Source organism: Ruegeria sp. YKSF57 (assembly GCF_059612585.1).
Genome location: NZ_JBXWQW010000039.1, coordinates 1 through 13,635, shown reverse-complemented (window position 1 = coordinate 13,635; position 13,635 = coordinate 1). Strand labels below are relative to the sequence as shown.

The window sequence follows — 13,635 nt, the reverse complement described above, 5'->3', positions numbered from 1 at the left end:
GACAGATCATGGTTCAATTCAGCCTCCCCAAGAACTCCAGGATCACCACGGGCAAGACGTGGCCCAAGCCTCACGGCGCGACCAATGTGCGGAAATTCCAGATCTATCGCTGGAACCCGGATGACGGTCAAAACCCGCGCGTGGATACCTATTTCGTCGATATGGACGAATGCGGCCCGATGGTTCTGGACGCATTGATCAAGATCAAGAATGAGATCGATCCGACGCTGACTTTCCGCCGCTCCTGCCGCGAAGGCATTTGTGGCTCATGCGCGATGAATATCGACGGGATAAACACTTTGGCCTGCATCTACGGCATGGATGAGATCAAGGGCGACGTGAAGATCTATCCGCTGCCGCATATGCCGGTGGTCAAGGACCTGATCCCGGATCTGACGCATTTCTATGCCCAGCACGCTTCGATCATGCCGTGGCTGGAAACCAAGACCAACCGTCCGGCCAAGGAGTGGAAGCAGTCGATAGAGGACCGCAAGAAACTGGACGGGCTGTATGAATGCGTGATGTGCGCCAGCTGCTCGACCTCGTGCCCCAGCTATTGGTGGAACGGTGATCGTTATCTTGGCCCCGCCGCGCTTTTGCACGCCTATCGTTGGATCATCGACAGCCGGGATGAGGCAACGGGGGAGCGTCTGGATGAGTTGGAAGATCCATTCAAGCTTTACCGCTGCCATACGATCATGAACTGCGCAAAGACTTGTCCCAAGGGTCTGAACCCGGCCAAGGCGATTGCGGAGATCAAGAAAATGATGGTGGAACGCACCGTTTGAGATGCCTAGTGTCAGCGGTATGACGCCGCTGACATACGCATTGTTGCTTTCCCTTTTTGCTGGCCTCGCGATGCCTTTGGGCGGAGCTTTGGCGCGCTATGAACATATCAGCGATCTGCAGCTGAAAGACCGGGTTCTGCATGGCATCACGGCCTTTGGAGGTGGTGCTTTGCTATCGGCGGTTGCGCTTGTACTGGTGCCGAAAGGGTCGCAAGCTTTGCCCGTCTTTTTTGCCGTTCCGCTTCTGTTGGGCGGTGGGCTGACCTTCTATGCAGTTGACAAGCACCTTGAGCGGCAGGGGGGGACCGGTGCCTTGTTGCTGGCGATGCTGCTCGACTTCCTGCCCGAAGCGATGGCGCTGGGCGCTTTGCTGACCGTCGAGGCGGCAACGGCCAAGCTGCTGGCGGCGATGATCTTCCTTCAAAACCTGCCCGAGGGGTTTTCGGCATTTCGCGACATCTGGAAAAACAGTCATGTGTCGAGCGTGCAGATTATCGTTATTTTTCTGGGCCTTGCGGCATTGGGGCCGGTATGTGCGGCAGTTGGTTTCCACTTTCTGTCCAACGATCCGGAAACTCTGGGCGCGATCATGATCTTTGCCGCTGGCGGTATTCTGTACCTGCTGTTTCAGGACATCGCACCTGAGGCGAGAAGTAAGGGAAGCTGGTCGCCGGCCCTTGGTGGCGTGATGGGTTTCGCGCTGGGTCTTGCGGGCGATATGCTGATCCATTGAGGTCAGCCTTGCGGTCTGTGCATGTCCAGAATGCAAAGAGATGAGGTGATTTGCGCAGTTCGCGGGCCTAATGTCGAAGCGGGGAGGGATGGTTGACCTTGAGAAGGACGACACCCATGAAAGCCGTTGAAGAAAAAAGAAAATTCCCGGCAGACGAGGCCCTGAAACTGTTGGAGCAGGCATGGGCATATTACACTCCGGAAAAGGAAATCCCGCCCGTTTCGCGTGAGCCCGATCTGTTCGAATACGCAAACGCCGCGTAACCTAAGGCTTGCGTTCCGGCGAGGCCCCGGGCAGATGTCTGGGGTATGCCGGTTCTGCTATTGCTTCTTGCCCTTGGGGTATTTGCCTATTTCGTCTGGCGGGCGCGTACAACTTCGCTGACGCGTGATTGCCGATGGCGGCAGCACCGGGCCGAAGGGTGCTGGACCTGCGCGTTTTGCGGGGCGCGCGTGGCGGGTCAGGATGCGCCCAAGGCATGTTTGCGGACGCGTGACTAGGCCTCGAACTGTCCGAATTGTACCGGTTTCAAAGGGGTCATGTTCCGTTTTGTACAAATGCGTTGCCGGGGCGACAAAGAATTTGCGGGCGCGGCAAAAATTTATTTTGGACCCGATCTTTTTTCTTGCAATGAGTTCGCAAGACTCCGATATGGCGATTAAAGACGCCAACGCACGCGCCTCTGTCGTAAGGGCTGCTCCCTATGGTTACGTAGCGACGGTAACGTCTCCACCTTAGCTTCGCGGTCACCGCGCCGCGCCTGTTGGAGATGACCATGAACGCTCTCGTAACCGGGCTTTTTGCCCGTGGCGATGCGACTCTGTCGCGCGCTGAATCCTTCATTCTGACCAACCGATTTGACCGCCCGACGCTGGTGATCGACACCGATGCGGTTGCCCGTCAGTTCGCGGCGCTGGCGCAGGGTTTGGGCAGGGCCTGGATCCACTATGCCGTCAAGGCCAATCCGCATCCAGCGATCCTGGAAACGCTTGCCCGCGCAGGAAGCAATTTTGACGCGGCTTCGCGTGCCGAGATCGAAATGTGCTTTGCTGCCGGTGCAGGGCCTGAACGGATTTCGTTCGGCAATACCGTCAAGAAGACGGCCGACATCGCGTGGGCGCATGACGCGGGTATCACCCTGTTTGCTGCCGACGCCGAAGACGAACTGGACAAGATCGCCGAGCATGCGCCCGGCGCGCGGGTCTATATCCGCATGATCGTCGAGGCGACGCAGGCCGATTGGCCGCTAAGCCGCAAGTTCGGCTGTGCACCCGACAAGGCGATTGCGGTGCTGGACCATGCGCGCGCGCTTGGTCTGGATACGATTGGTTTGTCGTTCCATGTCGGGTCGCAAACCCGCCGGGCCGAAATGTGGGTGCCGGTTCTGGATCAGGTCGCCGCCGTCTGGCACGCCGCCCGCGCGGCGGGACACGACCTGAGCCTGCTCAACATCGGCGGCGGCTTTCCGGCCTATTACGGCACCGAGGTGGATGCGCCCGAGCTGTACGCCGCCGAGGTCATCAAGCTGGTGACCGAGCGTTTTGGCGAGGTTCCGCACATCATGGCGGAGCCGGGCCGGGGCATGGTGGCCGAGGCAGGTGCGATTGCCGCCGAGGTGCTGCTGGTTGCGCGCAAGTCGGACAACGATCTGCACCGATGGGTCTATCTGGATATCGGCAAGTTTTCGGGTCTGGCCGAGACCATGGACGAGGCGATCTGTTATCAGTTCCTGACCGAGCGGGATCACGAGCCCACCGGGCCTTGTGTTCTGGCCGGGCCGTCCTGCGACAGCGCCGACGTGATGTATGAAAAGAAACTGGTGCATCTGCCGCTGGGCCTGCGTGGCGGTGACCGGATCACGATCCGCAATTGCGGCGCCTATACCTCGACCTATGCGTCGGTCGGGTTCAACGGGTTTCCGCCGCTGGATGTGATTGCGATCTGAATTTTCGGACCTGGGGCCGGGGGCCGTCTTGCCTCTGGGGTCTGACTGGGGCTTTATGTGCGGAAAACCCGTGACAGGTGCCCCATGACGAATGCCCCTTCTGATGCTGTTGCCCGCCGCGCCGTGGCGCCGGTGATCTGCTATCCGCCTGAAACATTGCCCGCGCCCGATCTGGATCTTTACCGGGCGGCGCGGGCGACGGCGACCAAGACGGCCGAGGTGGTGGTGCCGCCGCGCGATGCCGCCTGTTTCGAAGTGCCTGCCGGGCATTTCTTTCGCATCACCTCGATCGAGGGGCCGCAGGTGGGGGATTTCAACCTGTGGAATCTGCACGATCTGTCCGAGCGGTTTTTTTCGGGCAAGACCCGCGCGTTGCACGGCACCCATGTCACCACCGGAGAGCGGTTGTGGTCGAGCCTGCCCCATATGCGTCCGATGGCCACCATCATCGAGGACACGCTGGATTGGTACGGAATCGACGCATTCGGCGGTTCGGTGCATGACGTGATCGGCACGCGCTGCGATCCCTATACCGGCAATCTGCTGGCCGGGACGCAGTATCACCATTGCTGTCATTCCAACCTGACTCGGGCGCTGGCCGATCATCTGGGCATACCGCTGGCCGAGGCCGAACTGCATGTTCACGACGTGCTGAACGTGTTCATGTGCACCGGGTTCACCCGCGATACCGGGCAGTATTTCATGAAGGCCTCGCCGGTGCGGCCCGGCGATTACCTGGAGTTTTTTGCCGAGATCGATGTGCTGGGCAATCTGAGCGCTTGTCCGGGTGGCGATTGTTCGTCAGAGCATTCCTCGGACACTGCCGCCTGCTATCCGATGCTGGTCGAGGTATTCGCGCCTGCAGATGGCGCGCTGGCGGGATGGCAGAGCCCCGGCCTGAACGGGTATGACCGCAGCCACGGCAGATAGGCGGGATTATCTGGGCGGGCTGTGCAGTTTACGCAGCGCGCGCCGGAGATCGCCGAGGAGTGTTTCGAAGGGCTGGGTGCCGGTCTCGTTGGCGCGGCCGATGAGGACGTAGTCCCAGCCCGGACGCCCGGTTTCGGGCAGCACCGCGCGCGCCGCTTCGCGCAGGCGTCGCTTGGCGCGGTTGCGGGCCACGGCGTTGCCCACCTTCTTGGAGCAGGTGAAGCCCACGCGAATGCCCTCGCCGCCTTCGTCGGGGCTGCGTTTGCGGGCCTGCACCATCATGGTCGAGGTGCCCTGCCTGCGGGCGCCGGCGGCTTTGAGGAAATCGGATCTGTTGCGCAGCACGGTCAGGGTGACGGGCGCGCAAACGGACGCCGCCGGGGGCGTTTCCCCGGGGTGGTCGATGCCATCCTCAGGGGCCTCCGGCGGCGTCATGTGCGTCAGAACGTCGGTCGTTGAGGGCTTATGCGCTCAGCGACTTGCGGCCACGCGCGCGGCGTGCGTTCAGAATCTTGCGGCCTGCCTTGGTGGCCATGCGTGCGCGGAAACCGTGGCGGCGTTTGCGAACCAGGTTCGAAGGCTGATAGGTGCGTTTCATCGCTCCGTCTCCAATCTTTGGCGGTCGGGGTGCGGCGCGGATTCGCCTGCCCGGGTGTTCGAAGCCTGTCCTCTACTGGCAAGTCGGGGGCAAGTCAAACCCCTTGGGCGGTGTTTTCGACCTCTTTTGCAACAAAATCAGCGGCGACCGGTGCGGGAGGTTTCAAAAACAGCGAACAAGGCCCGAAACACTCACATTTGCCGCCATAAAGTTCAAGGCGGCGTGAGGCCCCTGTTGCTTTTCACTTTCGCAGCGCATGTTGGGGGCGAATGAAAAAAGGCAAAAACAATCAGATGAGTGATGCAACCCAGATGCCCCGGCGCGGGCTGGTGCGGCATGTGCCGCTATTGGTGATTCTCGCCGTGGCCGTCATCGGCTTTTTCGCGCTGGGCGATTTCCTGACCTTCGAGACGTTGCGCGACAACCGCGAGGCGCTGCTGGCGTGGCGCGATGCGAATTACTGGGCCTTGGTGGCGTCGTTCATGGCGGCCTATGTCCTGATCGTGGCATTTTCGCTGCCGGGGGCGGCGGTGGCGTCGATGACCGGCGGGTTCCTGTTCGGGCTGTTTGCCGGGACGGTTTACAATGTCGTTGCGGCGACGACTGGCGCCTCGGCCATCTTTCTGGCGGCCCGGTGGGGGCTGGGGCAGGCGCTGACCGCGCGGCTGGAGGCATCCGAAGGCACCGTCAGAAAGCTCAAGGACGGGTTGCGGGAAAACGAGATCCCGGTGCTGTTCCTGTTGCGGCTGGTTCCGGTGGTGCCGTTTTTCGTGGCCAACCTGGTGCCGGCGCTGGTGGGCGTGAAGTTCCGCAATTTCCTGTTGACCACGGCGCTGGGCATCATCCCCGGCGGGATCGTCTATACCTGGATCGGCGTCGGGCTGGGGGGTGTCTTTGACCGGGGCGGCACGCCGGATATCTCGCTGTTGTGGGAGCCGTTCGTGATCGGGCCGATTCTGGGACTGTGCGCGCTGGCGGCGCTGCCCATCGTGTTCAGGGCCGTCCGTGGCCGCAAAGAGGTCTGAGGCATGAACAGGATCAAGACCGACTTGCTGGTCATTGGCGCAGGGTCGGGCGGGTTGTCGGTGGCGGCAGGCGCGGCGCAGATGGGGGCCGATGTGGTGCTGCTGGAAGGGCACCGGATGGGCGGCGATTGCCTGAATTTCGGCTGCGTGCCCTCGAAGGCGCTGATTGCCAGCGGCAAGGCCGCCCATGCGCAGTCGCATGCCTTGACCTTTGGGGTCGCGGATGTGGCGCCACAGGTGGACTATGCCGCAGCCAAGGATCACGTCCGCGACGTCATTGCGCAAATCGAACCGATGGACAGCCAGGAGCGGTTCGAGGGATTCGGTGTTCGGGTGATCCGGGAATACGGGAAGTTCATCTCTCGGACCGAGGTGCAGGCGGGCAGCCATGTGATCGCGGCCCGGCGGGTGGTGATCGCGACGGGGTCGTCGCCGCTGGTGCCGCCGATACCGGGACTGGACGCTGTTCCTTACGATACCAACGAGACCATATTCGAGTTGCGCGAGAAACCCGACCATCTGTTGATCATCGGCGGCGGTCCCATCGGCATGGAAATGGCGCAGGCGCATGTCCGGCTGGGTTGCAAGGTGACGGTGATCGAGGGGCTGAGGGCGCTGGGCAAGGATGATCCCGAGGCCGCCGCCGTGGTGCTGGAGGCGCTGCGGGGCGAGGGGGTCGAAATTGTCGAACAGGCCATCGTCGCACAGGTCCGGGGCGCGGCGGGCGCGGTCGAGGTCGTCACGCAGGAGGGGGAGATCCATCGCGGCACCCACCTGTTGCTGGCGGTGGGGCGCAAGGCGAATATCGCGCAGCTGAATCTGGAGGCCGCCGGGATCGAAACAGAGGGGGCGGGGATCAAAGTGGACGCCGGGTTGCGCACGACGAACCGCCGGGTCTATGCCATTGGCGATGTGGCGGGCGGGCTGCAATTCACTCATGTGGCCGGTTATCATGCGGGGGTGATCATCCGCTCGGCCCTGTTCGGCCTGCCGTCCAAGGCGAAGACGGCCCATATTCCCTGGGTGACGTATACTGAGCCGGAATTGGCGCAGATCGGGCCGACAGAGACGCAAGGCAAGGATATTCATGGCGAAAAGCTTGAGGTTGTCCGCTTTGATTATCGCCACAATGACCGGGCGGTGGCGGAGCGAAAAACGACGGGTTTCATCAAGGTGATGGTTGTCGGCGGTCGTCCTGTAGGGGCTACAATCGTCGGACACCAGGCCGGTGAATTGATTAACTTGTGGTCACTGGCGCTGGCTAATAACCTGAAAATGAGCCAGGTTGCCGCGATGGTTTCGCCCTATCCGACAATCGGAGAGCTTAACAAACGGGTGGCGGGGGCTTATTTCTCGCCAAGGCTGTTTGAGAATCAAACGGTTAAACGGTTGGTCGGGCTGGTCCAGCGCTGGGTGCCCTGACCGGAAAAGGAGCGTATGCTGAACTCGCTGTCCGGCCGGTTTCTGATCCTGACCACGGTCTTCGTCATGTTGGCCGAAGTTCTGATCTTTGTCCCGTCGATTGCGCGCTTCCGCGAGGATTTCCTGCTTACCCGGCTGGAGCGCGCGCAAATCGCCTCGCTGGCGCTGCTGGCCGATGACATGCTGGCCGAAGAGCTTGAGGCGGAACTGCTGGTCAATGCCGGCGTTTTCAACGTGGTTCTTCGGCGCGACGAGGTGCGGCAACTGATGCTGTCATCGCCGATCCCGAGTGAGGTCACGGATACCTATGATTTGCGGGCGGCTTCGGCCTGGGTTTTGATCCGCGACGCCATGGCCCGCCTGATCCAGCCGGAAAACGAGATCATCCGTGTCATCGGCGAACCAGTGCGCGGCGCGGGATTGCTGATCGAAGTCACCATGGAGACCAAGCCGCTGCGCATGGCGATGATCGATTACGGCGTGCGCATTTTCTGGTTGTCACTGGTCATTTCGATCATCACCGCGTTTTTCCTGTTCCTGGCTGTGCGCGCCTTTATCGTGCGCCCGATCAAGGGGGTTGTCGGATACATGCAGCGCTATGCCCGCGCGCCAGAGGACGTGCGTGGCATCATCCAGCCCCACGCGGGCGTGACCGAACTGCGCGAAGCCGAAGAAGCGCTGCAGATGCTGCAGACCCAGATCACGCAGGCCCTGAAGCAGCGTGAGCGGCTGGCGCAGTTGGGCGGGGCTGTCGCCAAGGTCAGTCATGACCTGCGCAATATCCTGACCTCGGCGCAGTTGTTCACCGACCGGATCGAGGCCAGCGAAGACCCGTTGGTGCGGCGCATGGCGCCCAAGCTGGTGAACTCGATCACCCGGGCGGTGTCCCTGTGCGAGGGCACGCTGGCCTTTGGCCGGGCGGAAGAACCGGCGCCCGCCCTGACCATGGTGCGCATTCACGACGTGGCCGAGGATGTCACCGCCAGCGAGCGGCTGGCGGTCGAGGAGGGCTGTATCGAGATCGTCAACGAGATGCCCGCCGATCTGGTGATCCGCGCCGATCCCGAGCAGATGTTCCGCGTGATCATGAACCTTGTGCGCAACGCGCGTCAGGCACTGGAGGCGGCGAAAAAACCGGGCATCATCACCATCGCCGCCTGCGAGCATGAAACGGACTGGTGCATCGAGGTGCGCGACACCGGCCCCGGTCTGCCGCCCAAGGCGCGGGAAAATCTGTTCACGCCGTTTCAGGGCGGCGTGCGCAAGGGCGGCACCGGGCTGGGCCTTGCGATTTCTTCCGAAATCGTGCGGGGCCATGGCGGCGAGCTGGTGCTGAAAGAGACCGGAACGGAGGGAACGACCTTTGAAATAAGGCTTCCCAGAGGCGATCGGGTTTTTTGAAAGTTTTTTGCAGAATCGGCTTGCGCCCCCCCGATGCTGCGTCTAAACAGCCCCTCACCAAGTGGACCGATAGCTCAGCTGGATAGAGTACTTGACTACGAATCAAGGGGTCGGGGGTTCGAATCCTCCTCGGTCCGCCACTTGCACATTGTTGGACGTCACACGAACCTGACCCAACCGTCATGGTTGGACCAGAAACGGGGTGAACGTTCAACATTGGAAGGCCTCCAAGTCAAAAGTGTAATTTAAAAACGAAGGCAGACGCAGCACTGCAGATCGGTTTTTGGTCTTCGAATTAGACGCCGCTTTTTAGGCTGTCAGCTGGTACGGTACCTGAGTGCTGCGGCGCGTTTCGTCAGTGAAACATTTGCAGCGTCTGCGCAATCACGCGACATACCAATACACTCACGGCCACCAAGCTGATGGGGTGGATGGCTCCTGCTTCAACCGGCGTCGCAATGCGCCATAGTGCAGATGTCAAAATCTGCTTATGAGAGGAGCCACCCCATGCAAGTTACCACAATCGGCGTAGACTTGGCCAAGAACGTTTTCCAATTCCACGGGATCACCGCCGACGAAGAAGTCGTGTTCAATAAGCCCCTGCGGCGGGCGCAGTTTCTGTCTTTCTTTGCGAAGCTGGAGCCTTGCCTGATCGGCATGGAATCCTGCAGCAGTGCGCATCATTGGGCCCGTGAATTGACTGCTCTTGGTCACGAGATTCGGCTGATCCCACCGATGTATGTGAAGCCATACGTTAAACGTGGAAAGTCGGATGCCATTGATGCCGAGGCCATCTGCGAGGCTGTGACCCGTCCGACCATGCGCTTTGTTGCAATCAAGACAGTCGAGCAGCAATCCCTTTTGTCGCTGCATCGGGCGCGTGATCTTCTGGTGCGCCAGAGAACGCAACTCATCAACAATCTACGTGGTCTGGTTGCCGAGTTTGGCATCTTTATCCCGAGAGGTCTGGCGCGTGTCATTGGCTTTGCCGAAGACATCACGCTGGGTGAAGTTCTTGATCTAACTGACATTGCCAATGAAGTGATCCACAATCTGTGCGAGCAGCTCATGGCTCTGCATGAACGGGTCCGCTGGTACGAAGATCGTGTCAAACAAGTCGCTCGAGAGGACGCCCGTGTACGCCTTTTGCGCACGATATCTGGTGTTGGCGCTGTGACAGCCTCTGCAATCATCGCCAGTATTGGAGACGGGCATCAGTTCCGAAACGGCAGGGAATTTGCTGCCTGGCTGGGTCTGACCCCTGCAAACAAATCAAGTGGCGGTAAAGAGAAGTTGGGGCGGATCACCAAGATGGGTGACCAGTATCTGCGATCACTGCTTGTCGTCGGCATGACATCATTGGTTCGGCAAACCCGGTCACACCCGGAACGCGCCAGTAAGTGGTTGGCATCATTGCTCGAACGAAAGCCTGCGCGCGTTGCAACCGTCGCCATGGCTAACAAGACCGCTCGGATCGTCTGGGCCGTACTGGCTCACAACGAACCCTACAGCCCACGTGCTGTTGTCTGAGACGAAAGGAACAACGAGTTAGCAAGACCCGCGAAGTGATGGTGCATAAGTCAGCCGCCAAAACCAGGACACCCCGCCGAATGGCCCGGGCATCATAGCCCGCGAAGCTGTTAGGGACCTGGTTTGCGGAACCCATCAGGGCCAGCGGTCAAAGCCGCGCAAACAGGCCGGACACATGACTGCTTCTGACAAATGCACAAATCAGATCAAAAAGGACTTGCTATGCAGGAGCCATCCACACAGGCCGTTCGCTGCGGTTGCAGCTCAGAGTGTCATTGATGACTGAACCACTATGAAAAGCGGACATTATGTTGGGACACGAACGTTGGAAAATTAACGTTGTCCTCAAGTGAGTTCTCCGACGCCAGCAACTATCGTAGCACACAGAAATCCAGCTTTCTCGCTTGCTGTGAACTTGATCGCTAAGTGGCGGTCTTTTTTGATTGTTAAATGGCGCAGTTGACTGCCGATACCGCGCCAAGTCGGGTGATATCCGCATTAGCCAAGCTTGGCATCGTGCCAGTCAGTTCAGCGAATCCTTGAATGGTTTTGGATGCGCAAAGAACGGCGCGGGGTTGCCGTGCATGTCTACAACCTCAATGCCATAGAGTGTCTGCTTGCGAGGTTCAGGAATGTGAGTGGGCTTCTTGACCCACTCGAATTTCTTGAACCCGTAGTCACTGGGGCAGAAGGCATTGACCGTGAGTTCGACCTCAGGTGTCAGAGTGCTGTATTGCGCGCTGTCCAGTTCAACAATGATATCGCGCCGAATGCCAAGATATGTCCCGGAAAGGTCAAAATCTTTGCCTTCGTAGCGATAGTAGTCAAAGGCAAGGGAAGGCCGGATCAGGAAATTTCCGGCCTCATATTCGCCGGTAACCTGTAGATTGGCCCGCCAGCGCGTCCGATCAAAATCACCGGTCAGCCCCAGAAGTGAGACATCCGAAGACAATTGCCCAACGGTTGCCAGGCCGTTCAGGGTCCAGTTCTCGGCCATCCTCCAGGCAAAATAGGGTCCTAGTGCCCAGCCATTTGTGTCTTGTTCGAACAAGCCGCCATAGGCGCTGGAATCCGTATTGTCGAACTCTGCCTGAACGCCCAGAACAAGAGTAGGCGTCACAAGGCGATCGATGCTCACCGCGAAATAGCGATCGTTCACATCTAAGTTCCGAACGCCGCGGGTGTCTTCGACTTGCGTAAAAGTGAAATTTGTCCAGACGTTCCACGGGGTGGGCGGTGCAAAATCGCGCCCTTCGGTCAGGGGCGGCGTCACAAGCGGATCACATAGGGCCGGGTCCAGTTTGCCATTGGGATCTGTCGTGCACGGTCTTTGTTCCCTGGCTTCAGCAGAGCGTTCAAAACGTGTGCTGCCCGCCGTAGGCAAGACACCCACAAATCCACCTCCTGGTACACTGCCGCCGGGCCTTCCGCCAGTTCCACCACCGCCGGGATTGCCACCCCCTCCTCCGGGGTTACCGCCTCCACCGCCAGTTCCACCTGGGCTTCCGCCACCACCTGGTCCGCCACCGGGGCCACCAGGATTTCCCCCACCGCCGCCGGGCGGCCGGCCCGGAAGCGACCAGTTCCTTCTTTGGTTTCGCGTATCAACCAGGCAATCACGTCCGTTTGGAGCGGCACCGACTTCAAACAGCCGATGCACGCCGCCTGACCCGTTTGAGACAAACGGTGAAAAGGACAGATGAGGCCCGCTGCGGCTTTGGCTCCAGGTGTCGACGGTCGTGTTTCCGTGCGCCTCTTCCAGACGAAAATCGCCCCGTGCGGTTGTGGACAACCACACCGAGGATGCCTCGCCACGCGTCCGTCCGATATAGATCAGATCGCCGGACGAGCCGCATTGTTGGGCTGCGACCTCGGATCCCAGCGCGCCGGAAATGGAGAGCGCTGCAATTGATCCCAATGCAGGCGTCATGGTCGTACAGACAGCTGCTATCAGCATGGTTTCATTGGTTTTCCTTGAAATTCAGAGTTGTCTTGCGGCGAAGGTGTCGCAGCTGTTGGGGTTTCCGGATTTGTAGCCCCGGTTAAACCAGTTTTGTCTCTGTTCACTGGTGCCGTGGGTAAAGCTGTCTGGGACCACAACGCCTTGTTGAGCGCGTTGCAGTGCGTCATCCCCGATGGCAGCGGCCGTTTTGAGCGCTTCTTCGATGTCACCGGGTTCCAGCACCCCAAAGCGTTGATCCATAGCCCGCGCCCAAACTCCCGAGTAGCAGTCCGCCTGAAGTTCCACGCGAACCGAAAGGGCATTCGCGTCGGCCTGACTTGACCGTTGTTTGGCTCGGTTCACCTGGTCCAGAATCCCCAGGCTGTGTTGAACGTGATGGGCCACCTCATGGGCGATGACATAGGCTTTGGCAAAATCACCTCGCGCGCCCAGGCGTTGCTCCATCACCCTAAAGAAAGACGTATCGAGATAGACGCGCTGATCGACCGGGCAATAGAATGGACCGGTCGCGGACATCGCGCGCCCACACGCCGACTGAGTTCTGCCTGCAAACAGGACCAGTACCGGAGGCGTGTATTGAATACCCGAGTCTCTGAATATCTCGCCCCAGATCGCTTCGGTATCTGCAAGGACGACGGCCACAAACTCTTCGGTTTCATCGTCAATCTGCACCGGCGCGTTCGCTTGCGGAGGAGCAACCTGACCTCCGCCACTCAGAAACGGCGTGATATCAACACCAAAAAGCAGGCCGATCACGAGGACCACAATCAATCCGGCACCGCCCATTCCGGCACGAGACATACCACTGGACCCATGGCGCCGGTCGTCGATGTTTTTGCTTGTCCGTCGCCCTTTCCAGCGCATGTCGCCTCCGGCCCATCCGGGTGTTTCAAGACTAAAATCTGACGGTTCCCCGCTTTACGAGGTTCAAGCGGGGAACCGATCCGAACATCCAAAACCTGGCACAGTGACTACGGATTCTGTAGGACAATACCGGGCGTCACTTCTTCACCACTCACGATTCATCCAGTGCTTTGGAGCGCTCGAATTCCTTATCCGTCGACACCTGCGGTATCGCGTGCAGTCTCAGCCGGTGTGCATCGGTTGGTGCTGACGCCGATCGTCGCCTGCTGGACCTGACGCTTCGCGGCTTTTTCCGGCGTGCAATCCGGATCGACCATATCGCAGCCGGCAAGCGCGATAGTGACGACCAGCATAACCCTTCCAAGTATTTTCATCATTGTCCCTTCTCCTTCCTTCTTTTGTTCAAAATCCGGCCAGCCGTTCGGCCAGCCAAAAC

At 59.9% G+C, this 13,635-nt stretch carries 14 protein-coding genes and 1 tRNA gene; 10 read left to right on the top strand and 5 right to left on the bottom strand.

Annotated features, from left to right (window positions below; translation table 11 throughout):
• Window positions 1–8: 8 nt before the first annotated feature.
• The 5 genes from AC2FLX_RS16110 to AC2FLX_RS16090 all read left to right on the top strand — a co-directional run bounded on the left by AC2FLX_RS16110 (window position 9) and on the right by AC2FLX_RS16090 (window position 4,396).
• Window positions 9–788, top strand: a complete 780-nt coding sequence (locus tag AC2FLX_RS16110) for a succinate dehydrogenase iron-sulfur subunit (protein WP_496809714.1) — start codon at window positions 9–11, stop codon at window positions 786–788.
• Between the two features lie 19 nt (window positions 789–807).
• Window positions 808–1,521: a ZIP family metal transporter gene (locus AC2FLX_RS16105; RefSeq protein ID WP_480748742.1), complete on the top strand. Its 714-nt coding sequence runs from the start codon at window positions 808–810 to the stop codon at window positions 1,519–1,521.
• Between the two features lie 116 nt (window positions 1,522–1,637).
• Window positions 1,638–1,784: a hypothetical protein gene (locus tag AC2FLX_RS16100; RefSeq protein WP_480748743.1), complete on the top strand. Its 147-nt coding sequence runs from the start codon at window positions 1,638–1,640 to the stop codon at window positions 1,782–1,784.
• 512 nt (window positions 1,785–2,296) lie between these two features.
• Entirely contained in the window at window positions 2,297–3,466 is a 1,170-nt protein-coding gene (locus AC2FLX_RS16095; protein WP_496809715.1) for a type III PLP-dependent enzyme, read from the top strand.
• An 84-nt stretch (window positions 3,467–3,550) separates the two neighbouring features.
• Window positions 3,551–4,396, top strand: a complete 846-nt coding sequence (locus tag AC2FLX_RS16090) for an urea carboxylase-associated family protein (RefSeq protein WP_480748745.1) — start codon at window positions 3,551–3,553, stop codon at window positions 4,394–4,396.
• 6 nt (window positions 4,397–4,402) lie between these two features.
• Here the strand turns inward: AC2FLX_RS16090 and rnpA are convergent, their stop codons facing one another.
• Together rnpA and rpmH are read right to left on the bottom strand one after the other, a co-directional pair.
• Window positions 4,403–4,831 carry a ribonuclease P protein component gene (rnpA, locus tag AC2FLX_RS16085; RefSeq protein ID WP_480748746.1) on the bottom strand — a complete coding sequence of 143 codons (429 nt, stop codon included), beginning with the start codon at window positions 4,829–4,831 and terminating at the stop codon, window positions 4,403–4,405.
• A 28-nt stretch (window positions 4,832–4,859) separates the two neighbouring features.
• Window positions 4,860–4,994 (bottom strand): 50S ribosomal protein L34, encoded by a 135-nt coding sequence (gene rpmH / locus AC2FLX_RS16080; protein WP_005980833.1) that lies wholly within the window; start codon window positions 4,992–4,994, stop codon window positions 4,860–4,862.
• 293 nt (window positions 4,995–5,287) lie between these two features.
• On the opposite strand from rpmH, the gene AC2FLX_RS16075 reads away from it, so the two are divergent.
• From AC2FLX_RS16075 to AC2FLX_RS16055, 5 genes are all read left to right on the top strand, one after another.
• Window positions 5,288–6,019 carry a TVP38/TMEM64 family protein gene (locus AC2FLX_RS16075; protein ID WP_496809716.1) on the top strand — a complete coding sequence of 244 codons (732 nt, stop codon included), beginning with the start codon at window positions 5,288–5,290 and terminating at the stop codon, window positions 6,017–6,019.
• 3 nt (window positions 6,020–6,022) lie between these two features.
• Window positions 6,023–7,441, top strand: coding sequence for a dihydrolipoyl dehydrogenase family protein (locus tag AC2FLX_RS16070; RefSeq protein WP_496744487.1), 1,419 nt, complete (start codon window positions 6,023–6,025; stop codon window positions 7,439–7,441).
• 15 nt (window positions 7,442–7,456) lie between these two features.
• A complete protein-coding gene (locus AC2FLX_RS16065) occupies window positions 7,457–8,842 on the top strand; it encodes a sensor histidine kinase (protein ID WP_480748749.1) in 1,386 nt (461 codons plus the stop codon).
• Window positions 8,843–8,905: 63 nt separating this feature from the next.
• Window positions 8,906–8,982, top strand: a tRNA-Arg gene (locus tag AC2FLX_RS16060).
• A gap of 367 nt (window positions 8,983–9,349) precedes the next feature.
• Window positions 9,350–10,372, top strand: a complete 1,023-nt coding sequence (locus AC2FLX_RS16055) for an IS110 family RNA-guided transposase (RefSeq protein ID WP_496809717.1) — start codon at window positions 9,350–9,352, stop codon at window positions 10,370–10,372.
• A gap of 523 nt (window positions 10,373–10,895) precedes the next feature.
• Here AC2FLX_RS16055 and AC2FLX_RS16050 read toward each other — a convergent pair.
• From AC2FLX_RS16050 to AC2FLX_RS16040, 3 genes are all read right to left on the bottom strand, one after another.
• Complete coding sequence (locus tag AC2FLX_RS16050) at window positions 10,896–12,329, bottom strand: autotransporter outer membrane beta-barrel domain-containing protein (RefSeq protein ID WP_496809718.1); 1,434 nt, start codon at window positions 12,327–12,329, stop codon at window positions 10,896–10,898.
• A 24-nt stretch (window positions 12,330–12,353) separates the two neighbouring features.
• Entirely contained in the window at window positions 12,354–13,199 is an 846-nt protein-coding gene (gene ypfJ / locus AC2FLX_RS16045; RefSeq protein ID WP_496744474.1) for a KPN_02809 family neutral zinc metallopeptidase, read from the bottom strand.
• A gap of 188 nt (window positions 13,200–13,387) precedes the next feature.
• On the bottom strand, window positions 13,388–13,635 hold a 248-nt coding region (locus tag AC2FLX_RS16040; RefSeq protein WP_496875473.1), incomplete at its 5' end, for a hypothetical protein.